At 47.1% G+C, this 14,412-nt stretch carries 14 protein-coding genes; 7 read left to right on the forward strand and 7 right to left on the reverse strand.

Annotation, left to right across the window (positions count from 1 at the left end; genetic code table 11):
• Window positions 1–149: 149 nt before the first annotated feature.
• On the reverse strand, window positions 150–1,463 hold the full coding sequence (locus tag ACHAL6_RS07125) for a DUF362 domain-containing protein (protein ID WP_395269634.1): 1,314 nt from the start codon (window positions 1,461–1,463) through the stop codon (window positions 150–152).
• A gap of 278 nt (window positions 1,464–1,741) precedes the next feature.
• Here ACHAL6_RS07125 and ACHAL6_RS07130 point away from each other — a divergent pair, with 278 nt between their 5' ends.
• From ACHAL6_RS07130 to ACHAL6_RS07155, 6 genes are all read left to right on the forward strand, one after another.
• A complete protein-coding gene (locus tag ACHAL6_RS07130; RefSeq protein ID WP_395269635.1) occupies window positions 1,742–2,725 on the forward strand; it encodes a dipeptidase in 984 nt (327 codons plus the stop codon).
• A 102-nt stretch (window positions 2,726–2,827) separates the two neighbouring features.
• Window positions 2,828–3,529 (forward strand): tRNA (N6-threonylcarbamoyladenosine(37)-N6)-methyltransferase TrmO, encoded by a 702-nt coding sequence (tsaA, locus tag ACHAL6_RS07135; RefSeq protein WP_395269636.1) that lies wholly within the window; start codon window positions 2,828–2,830, stop codon window positions 3,527–3,529.
• A gap of 113 nt (window positions 3,530–3,642) precedes the next feature.
• Window positions 3,643–4,362, forward strand: coding sequence for a DUF2249 domain-containing protein (locus tag ACHAL6_RS07140; protein WP_395269638.1), 720 nt, complete (start codon window positions 3,643–3,645; stop codon window positions 4,360–4,362).
• Between the two features lie 171 nt (window positions 4,363–4,533).
• Window positions 4,534–4,968 carry a NusG domain II-containing protein gene (locus ACHAL6_RS07145; RefSeq protein WP_395269640.1) on the forward strand — a complete coding sequence of 145 codons (435 nt, stop codon included), beginning with the start codon at window positions 4,534–4,536 and terminating at the stop codon, window positions 4,966–4,968.
• Window positions 4,969–5,548: 580 nt separating this feature from the next.
• Window positions 5,549–6,124: a helix-turn-helix domain-containing protein gene (locus tag ACHAL6_RS07150; protein WP_395269642.1), complete on the forward strand. Its 576-nt coding sequence runs from the start codon at window positions 5,549–5,551 to the stop codon at window positions 6,122–6,124.
• A gap of 77 nt (window positions 6,125–6,201) precedes the next feature.
• A complete protein-coding gene (locus ACHAL6_RS07155) occupies window positions 6,202–6,858 on the forward strand; it encodes a rhomboid family intramembrane serine protease (protein WP_395269644.1) in 657 nt (218 codons plus the stop codon).
• Window positions 6,859–7,133: 275 nt separating this feature from the next.
• Here ACHAL6_RS07155 and ACHAL6_RS07160 read toward each other — a convergent pair whose 3' ends face one another.
• From ACHAL6_RS07160 to ACHAL6_RS07170, 3 genes are all read right to left on the reverse strand, one after another.
• Window positions 7,134–7,469, reverse strand: a complete 336-nt coding sequence (locus ACHAL6_RS07160) for a hypothetical protein (RefSeq protein WP_395269646.1) — start codon at window positions 7,467–7,469, stop codon at window positions 7,134–7,136.
• Window positions 7,469–8,797, reverse strand: coding sequence for a DUF1576 domain-containing protein (locus tag ACHAL6_RS07165; RefSeq protein WP_395269648.1), 1,329 nt, complete (start codon window positions 8,795–8,797; stop codon window positions 7,469–7,471). Before ACHAL6_RS07165 ends, ACHAL6_RS07160 begins: the two co-directional genes overlap by 1 nt.
• 133 nt (window positions 8,798–8,930) lie before the next feature.
• On the reverse strand, window positions 8,931–9,905 hold the full coding sequence (locus ACHAL6_RS07170) for an alpha/beta hydrolase (protein WP_395269650.1): 975 nt from the start codon (window positions 9,903–9,905) through the stop codon (window positions 8,931–8,933).
• 92 nt (window positions 9,906–9,997) lie between these two features.
• On the opposite strand from ACHAL6_RS07170, the gene ACHAL6_RS07175 reads away from it, so the two are divergent.
• Complete coding sequence (locus ACHAL6_RS07175; protein WP_395269651.1) at window positions 9,998–10,300, forward strand: YciI family protein; 303 nt, start codon at window positions 9,998–10,000, stop codon at window positions 10,298–10,300.
• 155 nt (window positions 10,301–10,455) lie between these two features.
• Here the strand turns inward: ACHAL6_RS07175 and cls are convergent, their stop codons facing one another.
• The 3 genes from cls to ACHAL6_RS07190 all read right to left on the reverse strand — a co-directional run bounded on the left by cls (window position 10,456) and on the right by ACHAL6_RS07190 (window position 14,259).
• Window positions 10,456–12,033: a cardiolipin synthase gene (gene cls, locus ACHAL6_RS07180; RefSeq protein WP_395269652.1), complete on the reverse strand. Its 1,578-nt coding sequence runs from the start codon at window positions 12,031–12,033 to the stop codon at window positions 10,456–10,458.
• A gap of 110 nt (window positions 12,034–12,143) precedes the next feature.
• Window positions 12,144–13,529, reverse strand: coding sequence for a sensor histidine kinase (locus ACHAL6_RS07185; protein ID WP_395269654.1), 1,386 nt, complete (start codon window positions 13,527–13,529; stop codon window positions 12,144–12,146).
• Entirely contained in the window at window positions 13,519–14,259 is a 741-nt protein-coding gene (locus ACHAL6_RS07190) for a response regulator transcription factor (RefSeq protein ID WP_395269656.1), read from the reverse strand. The genes ACHAL6_RS07185 and ACHAL6_RS07190 overlap by 11 nt, the downstream gene beginning before the upstream one ends.
• Window positions 14,260–14,412 lie beyond the last annotated feature (153 nt).

Raw genomic sequence — 14,412 nt, forward strand, 5'->3', positions numbered from 1 at the left:
CTGATTCCGGAAAGAGCGTTTTTGCTCTGTTCCAGATCGGGGATAATCGGATGTTATGATTTCCATAAATAAACATTCTATCATATTTCTGTAAATGTCATTACAGGAAGGAAAGTCTCAGCTTTTACAGAGAGACTTTCCTTTTTCCATTATCTCACGAGTTCCTTTTCTTTTGCAAGGCTCTGGAGATCTTTGTTCAGCTGAGAGAAGATATAGACAGGTGCACAGCCGGGATAATAGGTGACACTCTTGGCCAGTTCTGCTGCCTGCTCCACTTTTTCTCTGCTTGGGAAGTATTTCCAGCAGTCTCCTGTAATGAAGAGGTTCTTGCCGATGGCCATTTCTGGTTCAAAGTCCGGTACGCCACCACCGATGACCATGACAGCTCCGTTCTCCTCTACAAACTTCTCCATGTCGATTCCAGTGTTCACGAAGGAGTCCAGTGCGCCACGAACGTTGACATAGCAGCCTGGGCAGGTCTGCTGCGCAAATACGGTGATGTCTTTATACATACCGATGGGGTCTCCATTGGGACGTTTGAAGAATCGTTTCACGGATGCTACGGATTCACCGACCACTTCAATCCTGTTCAGGTCGATTTCACCCAGCTTCTCGGTTCCTGCACACCTGATGGCAGGAACTTCCATGGGTTCGAACCCCATGATGGTTGCGCTCACAGCATCCACTGCCACAGTATCCGTACCTGCAATGACCAGATTCATTTCCACTGGGGTTCCGGCATGAGGACCCTGGCCTTCCATACCGATGAGTGCGTCTACAATGGTGAGATCCGCTTTTCGGATTCTGTACATGTCGGCCATTTTCTGTCCCAGATCCACACGATGCACGCCCTGCTGTTCTCCGGATGGATGAACATTGGGCACAATGCCGTTCCAGTTCTTGAGTCCTAATGTCACCGTTCCGGCCAGATGGACCTTAAGTTTCGGAAGATTGATGACTACATCCGCATCAAGGAAAGGCTTGAAGACTTTAGCGTGCCGGAAGAAGGTGGCTCCTTCAATATCCACATCCACAAGAGGTTCCTCATCGAAATAGATGATCCGGTCTGCTCCACCAGCAATGGCAGCGGCGGTCATGCCGGCGGCTTCCAGAGCGGGTCTTGCTTTTCCTACATGCATCCCTAAGGAAGGATTGTCACCGATCCATACAGCTTTCGCTTTGGAATAGGTCTTGAAATACCAGACCACAGCTTCGATCATACGGGGATCCACCACGGCAAAACTTTCAGGTGGGGCAAGGAAGGCGATGTTCGGCTTGATGAGGACGGTCTGCCCTTCCTTCACAATGGTGTCAATAGAACCGACAGCCATCTCGATGGATTCCTTCACCGCTTTCTTGATCAGTTCCAGATCATCCTGTCTACGTTCGAATTTTCCAGCCAGAAAAGATGCATTTCCGGGCAGGTGACCACTTTTCACTACAGAAACAACGGGTTTTGACATGATATAAACCTCCTTGTTTTTCTATCACATTGGAAATACTACGAAAAAACACCTGACACTTATACCTTCACTATAGCAATAAGGAGTCTGGAATCAACTGGTGTACAATGTGAATTGAATGCGAGAGGAAATCTGTTAACTTCGTGACAAAGGTTTAAACAATCTGATAAAGATATGAACAAGAAAAAAGAGATTTTCTTCAAGAAAGGCAGGTTTATTTGTTCTATTTAATTCAGTAGGACTATAATAGAAATAAATAAAGCAGCAGGAAAGAAGGGATGAAGATGAAAGCAGTGGATCTCCATTGTGATACGCTCATGGCACTGAATAAGGCGAGATTAAGCGGCATTGAGAAGACATTCGGTGAGAATGATCTCCATGTGGATCTCGGAAAGCTGAAGAAAGGCGACTACCTTCTTCAGTGCTTCGCGGCGTTCACAGACGCCAGAAACAGCCATTCATACCCCCTTATGGAAGCGCTGCAGGAGATTGATGTCTTTCATCAGATCATGAAAGAGCATGTACATGACATGGCACCGGTCTACCGTTTTTCCGACATAGAGAGAAATCGTGAAGAGGGAAAGATTTCAGCCCTTCTATCCATCGAAGACGGAGGCATCACGGAGGGAGATCTTTCGGTCCTTCGCATGGTCCATCGTCTGGGTGTCCGCATGATCACCCTCACCTGGAACTATGAGAACCCCATCGGGTATCCAGCCACGAACTTCGGGAAGGAAGAGTCCGGTTCATCTAAAGGACTGAAGGAACAGGGGATAGCCTTCCTTTCTGAAATGGAAAGGCTGGGCATCATGGTGGATGTGTCTCATCTCTCTGATGAGGGCTTTTATGATGTGGCAAGGTATGCCGGAAAGCCCTTTCTTGCCAGTCATTCTGATGCAAGAAGTCTATGCAGTCATCCGCGAAACCTCACGGATGACATGCTGAAGGTTCTGGCGGAAAAAGGCGGGCTTGTGGGCATGAACTACTACTTCGGCTTTCTGGATGAGGATAGAGACAGGCTTCAGGGCAGAGGAACAGCGGAAACGGTGGTGGATCATATAGAACATGTCCGGAATGTGGCAGGCATTGATGTCATCGCCCTGGGCTCGGATTTTGACGGCATCGAGGAGACGCTGGACCTTGAGGATGCATCGAAAATGCATCTTCTGGTGGCTGCCTTGGAGAGAAGAGGGTTCAGGACTGGTGAAATCGAGAAGATCTTCAGCCTCAATGCGCTGAGGTTTTTCAGAGAACTCCTGTGAGCGTGAGCGGTAATTGGGAGAACTGGCTCGTCTACGAGGGAGTATCATAGTGCAAGGAAACAGAGGACAGAATAGAGAGACATGAACAGAAGGGGTATGAAAATGAGTACAGAGAAGAAAAATATCATAGAAATAGAAGTCATTGCGAGGATTCAGACGGATTTTCCTTCTAAATTCGGTATTCCCAGGCAGAGCGGTCTGGTGAAACACCTGGAAGGAAGAATCGTTTTTGAACCGGAGTACAGAAGTGAGGCGGCGGTGAAGGGCATCGAGCACTATTCCCATCTGTGGCTCATCTGGCAGTTTTCCGAGAATACGGAGAAGGGATGGTCCCCAACGGTGCGTCCTCCCAGATTAGGAGGGAATACCAGAATGGGGGTCTTTGCCACACGCTCGCCCTTCCGGCCCAATCATCTGGGTCTTTCTTCCGTGAAACTGGAAAGAGTGGAGATGGATGAGAAACTGGGGCCTGTTCTCTATGTAAGGGGGGCAGATCTTATGGATAACACGCCTATTTTTGACATCAAGCCCTATATTCCCTATGGCGACAGCCATCCGGATGCCACATCAGGCATCTTCGAAGAAGTGGAAAAGGTGAGGCTGCTTGTGGATATTCCAGAAGCGCTTGTGGACAGAATCCCTTCCGATAAGTTGGAGACACTGAAGGAAGTACTGGCGGAAGATCCGAGACCTTCTTATCAGAAGGACCCGGACCGTATCTATGGTCTTTCCTTTGCAGGGAAGAATATCCGGTTTCGCGTGGAGGAAAGGCGGCTTCTGGTGGTGGAAGTGGAAGATCTGTAGGGCATGGGAGCTAGAACTCCGCTAAGGGGGGCAGGTTGAAGAAATGAGAAGAGAGAAGTATGTGCTGGATTCACTCAGAAGGAAATGAAAAACCGAAAACTGGAGGGAGTATCATGAAACAGGAATGGGAAGATCGGATCAGTACATTCAAAGTGCTGGATGTGAGAGAACTGGAAGGGAATATTCTGCCTATGATTCTGCATCAGGCGGAGTCTGTGGAAGTGGGGCAAGGCATCACCATCATTCAGAGTTTCGAGCCGAAGCCTCTGTATGCTTCCATGGAGAAGCTGGGATTTACTAATCATCTGGAGAAAGTTTCCCCAAGTGAGTACAAGGCAAGCTTTTTCAGAGTGAAACTCGGTGAGAAGATCTATCCGGATGGATCGGACATGCCTCTGAAGCCTACGGCGCTTCTCAACTACAAGGCGGTGAGTGAGGAAATGGCGGAGACAGCCGTGAATTTCTGGCAGATGATCTGGGACAAGGAAGAAAGCGCCCTCTCCCAGAGAATGAAGCTTCTTCTCTCCATGAGCAATGCCGTGGGCGCCGGAAGACTGAGACAGGCCACCCGGGAACTGATCAAATCCTATGCGCTGGGCACCAGCGTGGCGGAGCTGGATGAGATTTTCGAGCTTTTCGCCTGGAACCAGGGCATCGGGCACTTCTCTTCTGAAATAGGACCTTCTCCCTTATTCAATGCGTACCGTCTCATCAAAGAGAAGGAAAAGGAAGGGCTTTCACGGGAAGAAGTGGTGAAGGCTGTCATGGAGAAATTCGGGGAGGCCAATCCAAGTGTAAGCACTCTGAGCAGGCTACCCAGGAAGGATCCATAAAAGGGGCCTGTGATAATGTGAAATATCTGGCAGAATGGTTGTGCCTCAGCTGAAGATACTGTATAATTTCTAGATGCGAATGATTTGCGTTTAGCGCGGATCTGTTCAGAAGGAGTGAGAAGAGACTCTCACTGTCGCACTTCTTTTCATAGAACACCATGGGAGGCCAATATGCTGAGAAAACTTCACGGGAGTGGAATAGCACTCCAAGCAAAAAAGTGGGATGTGATCATCCTGTTCTCACTGATCCTGATCAGTTTTGTTCCTGCACTTCTGTTTCATTTCACTACTTCTACAGGTGGCGGAGAAAAGCGCATCATTGTGGAGAAGGATGGCAGAGAAATCTTCAGTCACAGCCTGGAGGAGGAAGGACAGAAAAATATAGCTTTTCCGTTTGAACACAATGGGATAACCTACGAAGGAAAGCTGGAGATCAAAGACGGATCTGTGATGCTGCACAGACTTCCGGAAGAAATTGTTCCTCTATCCATTCATGAGGATATGGGCTGGATCAGCAAGTCCTATGAAATCATTGTGGCACTGCCCATTAAGCTGGTCATAAAGATAGCGGATGATGTGTATAATGAGATTGATGTCTCCACCTGATGAAAAAAGCTCAGAACTTGAGAATTGTAATATTGCAGGATTTCCTGATGAATCAACCCCGTAATCCATGGATGAGAAGTGGATTACGGGGTTTGTGTGTTGATATTCAGCTCGAAACTCGGGAAGGGTAAATTGGATTTTGATTAAACCCTGCAGTGAGGGAAGGTTTTTCTTTCAGTTCTGATTATTGATATGGTATACTTTGCATATATAATATTTGTCTGATCGCCTGCTGAAAAGTAAAAGGCCATGAACAGCCTGCTGGTGATGATCTTAAGTCGCCATACAATAGGCCGGACTATGGTGAAGACAGGTAGAATTACGAAATCACTTTCAGATGATCTGTTCGATGGGAAGACTTCTCTGAAGAAAAAGACTTCTTCAAGGTAGACCGCAATGTCGTCGCGGATACTTTGTGATCAGGATCTGAAATCCCTGCAAGAACTGTGACAGCTAGATCCTAAGCACCTGTCAAAAACCGTTGACAAAGAAAAAAAGGGCAAATATAGAGCATGTAAAAGACTTTTGATGGCGAAATCTCATGAATTTGAGTAGAGTGGATGATGAAGGAGGGGAAGAAATGGAACTCGGAAAACAGATCAGGAAATATCGCAACGAAATGTCCATATCTCAGGATGGACTTGCTGAGAGAATTTTTGTATCCAGGCAGACAATCTCTAACTGGGAGAATGACAAAAGCTATCCCGATGTGAACAGTCTTATACTTCTGAGTGAAGTCTTCGAAACCTCCATCGACAATCTAATCAAAGGAGATATTGAAGTTATGAAGAAACAGGTACAAAACGAAGATCAGAAGAAGTTCGAAAAACTGAGCAATGTATTTGGAATACTGCTTGCTCTAGTGATCCTATCACCCGTGGCGCTTGTCCATTACCTGGGCGATGTGGGCATAGTCATCTGGGTGGTTCTGGCGGGGGTCACATTCTATGTTGCAGTGAAAGTGGAAAAAAAGAAGAAAGAGTATGATATCCAGACCTATCGTGAAATCATCGCCTTCACACAAGGAACGGGGCTGGATAACCTTGCAAAGGCAAGGGAAGAGGGGAAAAGACTGTATCAGAAAATCCTGCTGGCTTTAGGAGCAGGTCTAATGACGCTGATCATTGCAGGTATATCTGCAATGCTTCTGAAATGAAAACCGAAGGAAAGCATACAGGGGTTAAAAAAAGAAATGCAAAAGCTTAAGATGCGCTGTGAATTGGAGGGTGCGGAATGAGACTTAGAAAATATCTGCTGAATAATCAGGCTGTGGTGACATTGGTTCTGATCAATCTTGTCGTTTATATCCTATTGAATGCGTTTCCTGGCCTATCTGGCGTGTTTCTCCTTGATCCGGACCTGTCCATGGTCATGGAGAAACCCTGGACTGTAGTGACGGTGTTTTTTTCTCATGAAATTCATATTCATGTTCTGCTGAACATGCTGCTGGTCCTTGTTTTCGGGACACAACTGGTTAGGGAGACCCATGCGAAAGTCATTTACTTCATCTATATTCTATGTGGCTTGATTGGCAGCTGGACGATTCTAGGGTATACCTCTTTTGTGGAGTATACTGGTGGACCCATCGCAGGAGCTTCTGCTGCATCTTTTGGAATTGTTGCTGCGTATGCAGCGATCCGACCTGATACAGTCATCTTGCGATCCAAATCCAAGTATTGGCTGATTGCATTATTTATTGTGAATGCAGTTCTGACAATCCAGAATCCATCAGTTTCAGTCGGCGGACCTGCTCATGCAGCAGGTATTGTACTAGGATTCATTATTGGCAGGCTGCTTCTGAGAAAATTGAAACCCTTGAAGAATGCAGGTCAAAGCAGCCCGGACGATAAAAGCATGCAAGAGGATCGAAGAGAGACCGTCTCAAAATGAATTCTTTGTTTCAGGTCCTGGCTTGACGGCGCTTTCATACTGATTGATTAGAGGGGACCCTTTCCACTGGTGTGCAGTGACTTTGCGGCTGGAAAGGGTCTTTTTTGCGTTCTTCCAGGAAATCCTGTAGAGCACCCATGAGCGATCAGCTGCACCTTTGTTCGGGCACCTTTATGCGGTCAAACCATGTATAGAAGAAAGGAAACAAGAGGATCTCTGTGCATCCTTTTGTTTCCTTTACATGTGCTGTTATTTCGAATAAAAAGAGATGTTTTTCAGTAGCTTCTTTTCACGTTCACTGTGAGCACTCCATTTTCATAGACTGCGGTGCCGCTGTCCACAAGAGAACCCAGAAGTCGAAGTTCCTGACGTTTTCCTGTGGCACCCAGAAGTCCCCAGTAATATTCTTCGTATTCCTGCTTCCGAGGTTCATTGAGAAGACTTTCCAGACTTTCGAGATCTCTGGGAGGCGTATCTGTTGTTCCGGTAACGGTGATATCCATTTTTTCATCATCTGCAAAGAATTTGATGTCCATCTGGTCGATTTCATGATGGATGAAGTATCCGATGACTTCTTCCAGTATTTTTACGGATCTGATTCTGTTCTGCATTAGCGTTCATCCTCCCAGGTATTCGTGTTGATTTTCAGAGAATCCAGGATGGGGACCAGTATTGCGGCCACAAATCCACCTGAGAATCCGTTGTTGTAGAGGTTCATGCCTCCATGAAGATAGCCCACATTCATGACCACGGCCATGTGGAGAAATCCTGCCAGGATTCCGGGCACAATGCCGTAGGCACCGGCGATGGGGGCAAGGGTTGTGGCGAAAAGGGCTGCCAGGAGAGAACCGATGGACGTCACTTCCCACATGAAGACGAGATTGGCCAGATAGATTCCTGCCATCACCGGAAGCACGTTCTTCACATGCTTACCGAAGGCGCCAAAGCCCACCACCGTGAAGATTCCGCCCAGGATGGGACCGTTCAGTGTTCCTCCAGTGAGAATCACATACCCTGTGGAAATGAATCCCAGAAGCCCCATATTGATGAGGGTCACGGGAAATCCGTCTGATGCCACAAAGTCGGATACCAGCCGTCCGGGGTGGGCGAAGAGATGACCAAGTCCCTTTCCGATATCCTGACAGGTTTCGAATCCATAGAGAACCATGGAAAGAAACAGGATGGTGAGATACACCGCAAGTCCCTGCATATGCCCTTCAAGAAGAATGGCCGTGGGCGGATTGTTGAGGTTTATTCCACGCAGAAGACTCATAAAGAGAAGTCCCACGATGCCGGAGGTGAATCCGATGTTGTAGAGGTTATACCCTTGGTGGAATCGTATGAAATGGTTGGCTAAGGGCGGCAGGATGAATCCTGCGGTGACTCCTGCAAGAATCCCCAGAGGCAGACTAAGGACGGGGTCCAGAGCGAAGTCGAAGGAGATCTGGCTCACAAGAGGGCCTAATGCAGTACCGAAAAAGGCAGGCAGAATGAATTTACCGAAGGGCTCCTTCTGATACTTCGAATATAACATAACGCCTCCCATGATGGGCCATATGTTATAGAGATTCTTTCCGAAGAAAGCAAATCCTCCTATGGTGAATACAGCTGCAATCAGCGGTCCGCTGACGGAGGTATTGCTTCTCATAGCGATGAAGATGGAAAGAAGCATGAGGATACCGCTGTTTACAAAGGCGGAGCCGATGTTTCCCACTGCCATGTAGTCGGTGAGAAGAATGCTGGATGAGGTCATAATTCTTCCGAGGCCTGACAGAATCTCCATGGGGCTGTTGAACAGGAACCCTGTGACTAAAGTCATGAGGGATACGAAGACCAGGTAGCGGATTCTATGCTTTTCTGGAATGTCCGGAACATTTGAACGTGCTCCAGGATGTTCCATGGATGAGGGATTACGAAACAGAGATGATAAAAACGGCAAATGGACTCCTCCTTCTTTGGCTGAAAGTTTTTTTCAGTATACCAGAAAGGGGTATCTGGGAAAAGAAAAAAATCCACGCAGCACGTATAATTTACACAATGGAAATATCTCCTCCCTGATTTCCTGCAGGGAATCAGGGCTGCGCAGCGGTATAATGGTCTACAGCATAGCCGAATCCATCCAGAAAGAAGGTGGTGGCCTCTTCACTGATGTTCGCTCTGGGACAGATGAGGTCGAATCCGTGGTAGCAGCCCTTATAGAGCCTGAAGCTTACTGGAACACCGGCGTTTCTGAGATTCTCCATATAGGCTATGGTTTCATCTCTGAACGGTTCCAGGTCTCCCACAAAGGATAGTGCAGGAGGCAGAGCGGAATAATCCCTAGCCAGGGAAGGAGCCGCGTAAACTGGGAGCACTTCCCCGTAAAGATCGCCCAGATAGCGCTTCCATGCAAAGGAATTGGTCTTCTGATTCCAGATGGGTGCATTGTTCTCCTTTGCGGATTCTGTGGTCCCGGAAGGGTCGATCATGGGATAGAGGGGCATCTGAAACGCGATGTTCACTTCTTTCCTGTCTCTTGCATAAAGTGTAAGGGCTGCTGCAAGACCGCCTCCAGCGCTTTCACCACCCACCATGAGCTGATCCCTTCGGATGCCGAGCTCTTTTGCATGGTCCTTCATGTAGAGAAGTGTAAGATGGGCATCCTCCAGAGCAGCTGGATAGGGCGCATCTATGGAGAGGCGATAATCCGGTGCGAGGATGACACAGGGCTTTGTATCCATAAGTCTTTTGCAGGTGCCTGCACTCTGCTCCGGAATGCCCTGGGCATAGCCTCCCCCATGAAGCCAGAGTACACCCGGCACCAAGCGGCCTGGCTTTTCCATGGGCTCGTAGATGCAAAGACGTAGCCTGGAGCCGTTTTTACGAAGGAGATGCACTTCCTTCTTCTTCAGTCCTTTCTTTCCTCTTCCTTTCAGGAGGGAAGTGAGTCTTCTGGCCCGCTTCATGGACCGGAGAAAGCCTCCTTCACTTCTGCTCCTCATGAAAAGATCAAAAAGATAGCCTCTTCTTCTCAGCTGGGGATCAATCATTTCTCTGTTCACTTTCATAGGAACTGCTCCTTTTCATAGCCGTGTGAGGCTGTTTCTTACTTCAGATGATATACTAGAAAGAAAGCGAAAACAATCGGAGGAAGCAGAAGATGAGAGAATATATCTATGTGCTGAAACTGAAGCCGGAGTATCATGATGAAAAGAGCTGGACCGGAGAACATCATGAGATCATCCAGGACCACTTTAAGAGGCTGAAGAAGCTCTGTGAGGAAGGAGTTGTGGTCACAGCAGGAAAGACAGACGCTGTAGACGAGAATGGATTCGGGATTGTGATCTTTCAGGCGGATAATGAGGAAGAAGCCCGAATATTCATGAAGAAGGATCCGGCAGTCATGAAGGGCATGATGACAGCGGAGGTGTTTCCCTACAGAACCGCGCTGCTGAAGAAGTAAGGTTTCAGAAAAAAAGAAAAGACGCCCATGAAATTCCTGCCTGGTCATGAGCCAAGCGGAAACAACATGGGCGTCTTTGAGACGAATAAAACAGGTCCATGGTATGCATAAGGTGACAGTAAATGGGCACTTCCGGAATAAGGCGATCTGCCTTTCTAAAGAAGAGGGGCAATGGCTTTCAATATGATGCCGGTGGCTTTTCGGGTGAGCTTTTCCTTTTTCATGGTTTCTCTTGTCACCATCTTGCAATTTGGCAGAAGCTTCAGAAAATCCTCTTCGATTTCTCCGATGCAGTCCACACCATACATGTATGTGGCGCATTCAAAATGGTGATACAGACTGCGATAATCCAGGTTGATCGTACCCACGACGGCTTCCTTATGGTCCGCCACGAAGCTTTTGGCATGGACGAAACCGGGGCTATACTCATAGAGCCGGACACCGGCATCGATGAGGGCTCCGTAGTGCGTAAAGGCCAGAGCATAGGGCGTGAACTTGTCAGGGATTCCTGGCAGAATAATTCGGACGTCGACCCCACGCTTTGCAGCAAACATCAGGGCGTTTTCAAGCTCTCCGTCCAGAATGAGATAGGGTGTCATGATGTAGACATATTTCTGAGCCCGGTTCAGAATATCGATATAAACCTGTTCTCCCACTTTTTCACCATCCAGAGGCAGATCTCCGTAAGGAAGGACAAAGCCTTTTGCATCTTTCCTGGATTTTGTGGGGAAAGTCAGAGAATAGTCGAATTCCTTCGTTTTCTCTCTCAAGGACCACATCTGCAGAAACATCAGGGTGAAATTTCTGACAGCATCTCCCTGAAGCATGATGGCTGTATCTTTCCAGTGCCCATACTTTTCGATTTCATTGATGTATTCATCGGCCAGATTGACTCCGCCGTTAAAGGCGGTATGACCATCGATGACCAGAATCTTCCTGTGATCTCGATTATTGTAATGGGTGGAGACGAAAGGGGTGATGGGCGCAAAAACTCTGCACTGGATGCCCAGTTCCTCCAGGCGCTTGGGATAATCACTGGGTAGAGTGGAAAACTCACAGGTGCCATCGTACATGACACGCACATCAACACCCTCAGCGGCTTTTCTGGCCAGTACTTGAAGGATCTGACCCCACATTCTTCCTTCCTGAATAATAAAATACTCGAGGAAAATGAAGTGCTTTGCCTGCTCCAGCTGAAAAAGCACTTCTTTGAACTTGTCCTCTCCAAGGGGAAAATAGGTTACTTCTGTGTTGCCGTGAACGGGATAGCAGCCGCTTCGCGCGACATATCTGGACAGGGAGGCAGCACCTGGACTGGCGAAATGCAGATCATCAGAGATTTTTTTGTTCTGTGGAATCTTGTCTCTTGTCTCCTCAACAGACTTTGTAGTTCTGGATTTCAGCGTGCGATGACCGATGTCCCTCTGCGTATACAGATAAAAGAGTGCACCGAAAATCGGCAGCAGCATGATGATGATCAGCCAGGTGATCTTTCCGGTGGGATCCAGACGGGAATTCAGAAGGTATAATACCATGAGCAGCGTAAAAAGGAATGTACCACCATAGATCTCAGGCAGGAAATTTTCAAACCACCTGAACAGGCTGAACAGCAGGAAGAGCTGAAGCAGAAACAGGACCAGGATAATGCCTAGTCTACTGAAAATCGTTGAAAAAATTCCTTTTCGTCCCTGTTCCACCAGGTGAATGCCCATACCTTCGTTTTCATTTATCATAATATCACCTTCTTTGTATAGAATTAAAATCGTACTTCTAGATTACCACATTATCCGATTCAGTTTAGAGTTCCTGTTGAAGAAGGTGACTCCATAGAAAGAATGCAAGTTCATTTTTTAAGTTTCAGTATGATTTTCAGTCCTCCCTGAGGGCTGTTTAGCACATCAATGCTTCCTTCATGTGCAAGGATGATGTCCTTTGCGATGGCCAATCCAAGACCGCTTCCTTCACTCCTTTTCTTTGTGTGCGTTCCGCGGTAGTATCTTGTGAATAGTCTGGGCAGCTCCTCTGGATCCACACCTATGCCATCATCTTCAATGGTGAGGGTTACCCAGTGGGGATCAACAGCTTCCAGATGAACCAGAACGGACACAGGCTTCTCATTGTGCACAATGGCGTTGTGAATGAGGTTCAGCAGCACTCTCTTGAACAGCCTTCGGTCCAATGACAGATGGACTTCTTGTGCTGTATGTGTGAAGGATAAATCCAGTTCGTTGAACTTCGTGTTCAGCACATCAATGAGAATGGTCTTAATTTCGGTAATCAGATCCACGGACTCTAAATGCAAGGGCAGCTGATGATGCTTCAGTCTCATGGCGAGATTCAGATCGTTCAGAAGATTTTCTATGTACGTTCCTTTTTCCAGGATGATGTTTCTGTATTTTTCACGCTCTTCAGCGCTCAGAAGGTATTCGGAATCGCCAAGAAGATCTCCATACCCGATGATGGAGGTCAATGGGGTCTTGATGTCATGGGACAGGTTAGAGATCCACTCTTCTCTTGTGACCTCTGCCAGAGCTCTTTCCTGATTGGATGTTTCAAGCTGGGTGGAAAGGGTATTCAAGGCTATCTCCACGGTCTCAAAAATACCTTTTCCGGATTCATCTGTCTCATAGTAGCCCTTTGACAATCGGATGATTCGATTCCCTATGAGGTTCACGGGCTGACTGATCCGGAGTGCGTAGATATAGCTGATGAAAAGGAGCAGAATGAGATTCATGCCGACAAGCCAGATGGGATTATAGGCCAGGTCCACCAGATCCACGTTGTAGGTGTACTGCTTTCTGCTTACTACATCCGGATCCATGAACAGCAGAAAGGTGTAGTCTCTGTCATCGATTTTCTGTGCACTGATGAAAGCGGTTGTGGATGGACTCTCATAGAGGCGGATCAGCTCTTCAGGGCTGTAGGAATTCTGTGTGTCTCTGAAATGGTTGTTTAACTGAAGAACCTCCTTCAGTTCCTGATCGATGAGCTGAAATCCGATTCCTTCGTTTTCGAGATAGATAGCCAGATCGGGATCCGCAACGATTTCGGAGGAGGCGTCCGCGTATATACCTTCCGTAATTCGGTTCATATAGGGATCGGGATTGAAATGGTAAAGCTCCTCATTCTGGTAGACTGAGTTACTCATGTACAGCACGTTGATCAGCACGAGAATAAGCGCAGCGATAAAAAAGGAAACAGCATAATGAATCATGATTCTACGCTTCATACTTCCTCCGATCCAGGACAAATTTATAGCCTAAGCCGATGACAGTCTGAATCCACTTTGGCTTCGATGGATCTTCTTCAATCTTCAGACGGATTTTTCTGATGTGCACGGAAATGGTATTGTCGAATCCTATGAAATCTTCCTCCCATACATCCCGGCAGATCATTTCCTTGCTGAGGATGCGATTCGGATTTTCAATGAAATAGAGCAGCAGCTTCAGTTCCTTTGCTGTAAAATCAAGCAGCTGACCTTTCTTCCAGACCTCTCCAGCATCCGGGTCTACGCAAAGATCACCGAAACAGTGTTTTTCTTTTCTCTGCGGTTCATGTTCCGGAATTGGATTTGCACTCAGATGTTTCAGTCTTGCTTTGACACGGTAGGCAACCTCTTTGGGGCTGAATGGCTTTGTGATGTAGTCTTCAGCCCCTAGGGCAAATCCCAAGAGGCGATCCATTTCTTCATCTTTTGCGGAGATGAAAAGAATCAGCGTGGACTTTATTTTCTGAAAGGCACCAAACAGTTCAAATCCGTCTCCGTCTGGAAGCATAATGTCCAGAAGCACCAGATCAGGATGGATTCTTTTAAATGTATCCAGGCCGCTCTGGGCCGTAGATGCTGTAAAAATATGCTCGAATCCTTCTCGCTTTAATACAGCTGATAAGAGATCGGCGATTTCCTCTTCATCATCGATGATGAGTATTACGGGTTGTTCTTTTCTCTGCATCATCATTTCACTCCTCGTATTTTTCTGCAATTCTATCATACCCTTTTTTCATCCCCTCTAAACAGAAATATGGAGATTTAAGATGGATTTATGACAGGCGTAACGTGAGCTTCACCATGGGATAGTATACTGATGCTGTTGTCACAAAAGTATACCTAC

The organism is Proteiniclasticum sp. C24MP (genome assembly GCF_043951855.1).
GTDB lineage: Bacteria > Bacillota > Clostridia > Clostridiales > Clostridiaceae > Proteiniclasticum.

What these genes read in the sequence shown, in the direction of transcription:
- ACHAL6_RS07175 (WP_395269651.1), top strand. Translation starts at nt 9,998, where the DNA reads ATGAGAGAATATATCTATGTGCTGAAACTGAAGCCGGAGTATCATGAT.
- ACHAL6_RS07125 (WP_395269634.1), bottom strand. Translation starts at nt 1,463, where the DNA reads ATGTCAAAACCCGTTGTTTCTGTAGTGAAAAGTGGTCACCTGCCCGGA.
- tsaA (WP_395269636.1), top strand. Translation starts at nt 2,828, where the DNA reads ATGAGTACAGAGAAGAAAAATATCATAGAAATAGAAGTCATTGCGAGG.
- ACHAL6_RS07150 (WP_395269642.1), top strand. Translation starts at nt 5,549, where the DNA reads ATGGAACTCGGAAAACAGATCAGGAAATATCGCAACGAAATGTCCATA.
- ACHAL6_RS07130 (WP_395269635.1), top strand. Translation starts at nt 1,742, where the DNA reads ATGAAGATGAAAGCAGTGGATCTCCATTGTGATACGCTCATGGCACTG.
- ACHAL6_RS07160 (WP_395269646.1), bottom strand. Translation starts at nt 7,469, where the DNA reads ATGCAGAACAGAATCAGATCCGTAAAAATACTGGAAGAAGTCATCGGA.
- ACHAL6_RS07145 (WP_395269640.1), top strand. Translation starts at nt 4,534, where the DNA reads ATGCTGAGAAAACTTCACGGGAGTGGAATAGCACTCCAAGCAAAAAAG.
- ACHAL6_RS07140 (WP_395269638.1), top strand. Translation starts at nt 3,643, where the DNA reads ATGAAACAGGAATGGGAAGATCGGATCAGTACATTCAAAGTGCTGGAT.
- ACHAL6_RS07185 (WP_395269654.1), bottom strand. Translation starts at nt 13,529, where the DNA reads ATGAAGCGTAGAATCATGATTCATTATGCTGTTTCCTTTTTTATCGCT.
- ACHAL6_RS07155 (WP_395269644.1), top strand. Translation starts at nt 6,202, where the DNA reads ATGAGACTTAGAAAATATCTGCTGAATAATCAGGCTGTGGTGACATTG.
- ACHAL6_RS07190 (WP_395269656.1), bottom strand. Translation starts at nt 14,259, where the DNA reads ATGATGATGCAGAGAAAAGAACAACCCGTAATACTCATCATCGATGAT.
- ACHAL6_RS07170 (WP_395269650.1), bottom strand. Translation starts at nt 9,905, where the DNA reads ATGAAAGTGAACAGAGAAATGATTGATCCCCAGCTGAGAAGAAGAGGC.
- cls (WP_395269652.1), bottom strand. Translation starts at nt 12,033, where the DNA reads ATGATAAATGAAAACGAAGGTATGGGCATTCACCTGGTGGAACAGGGA.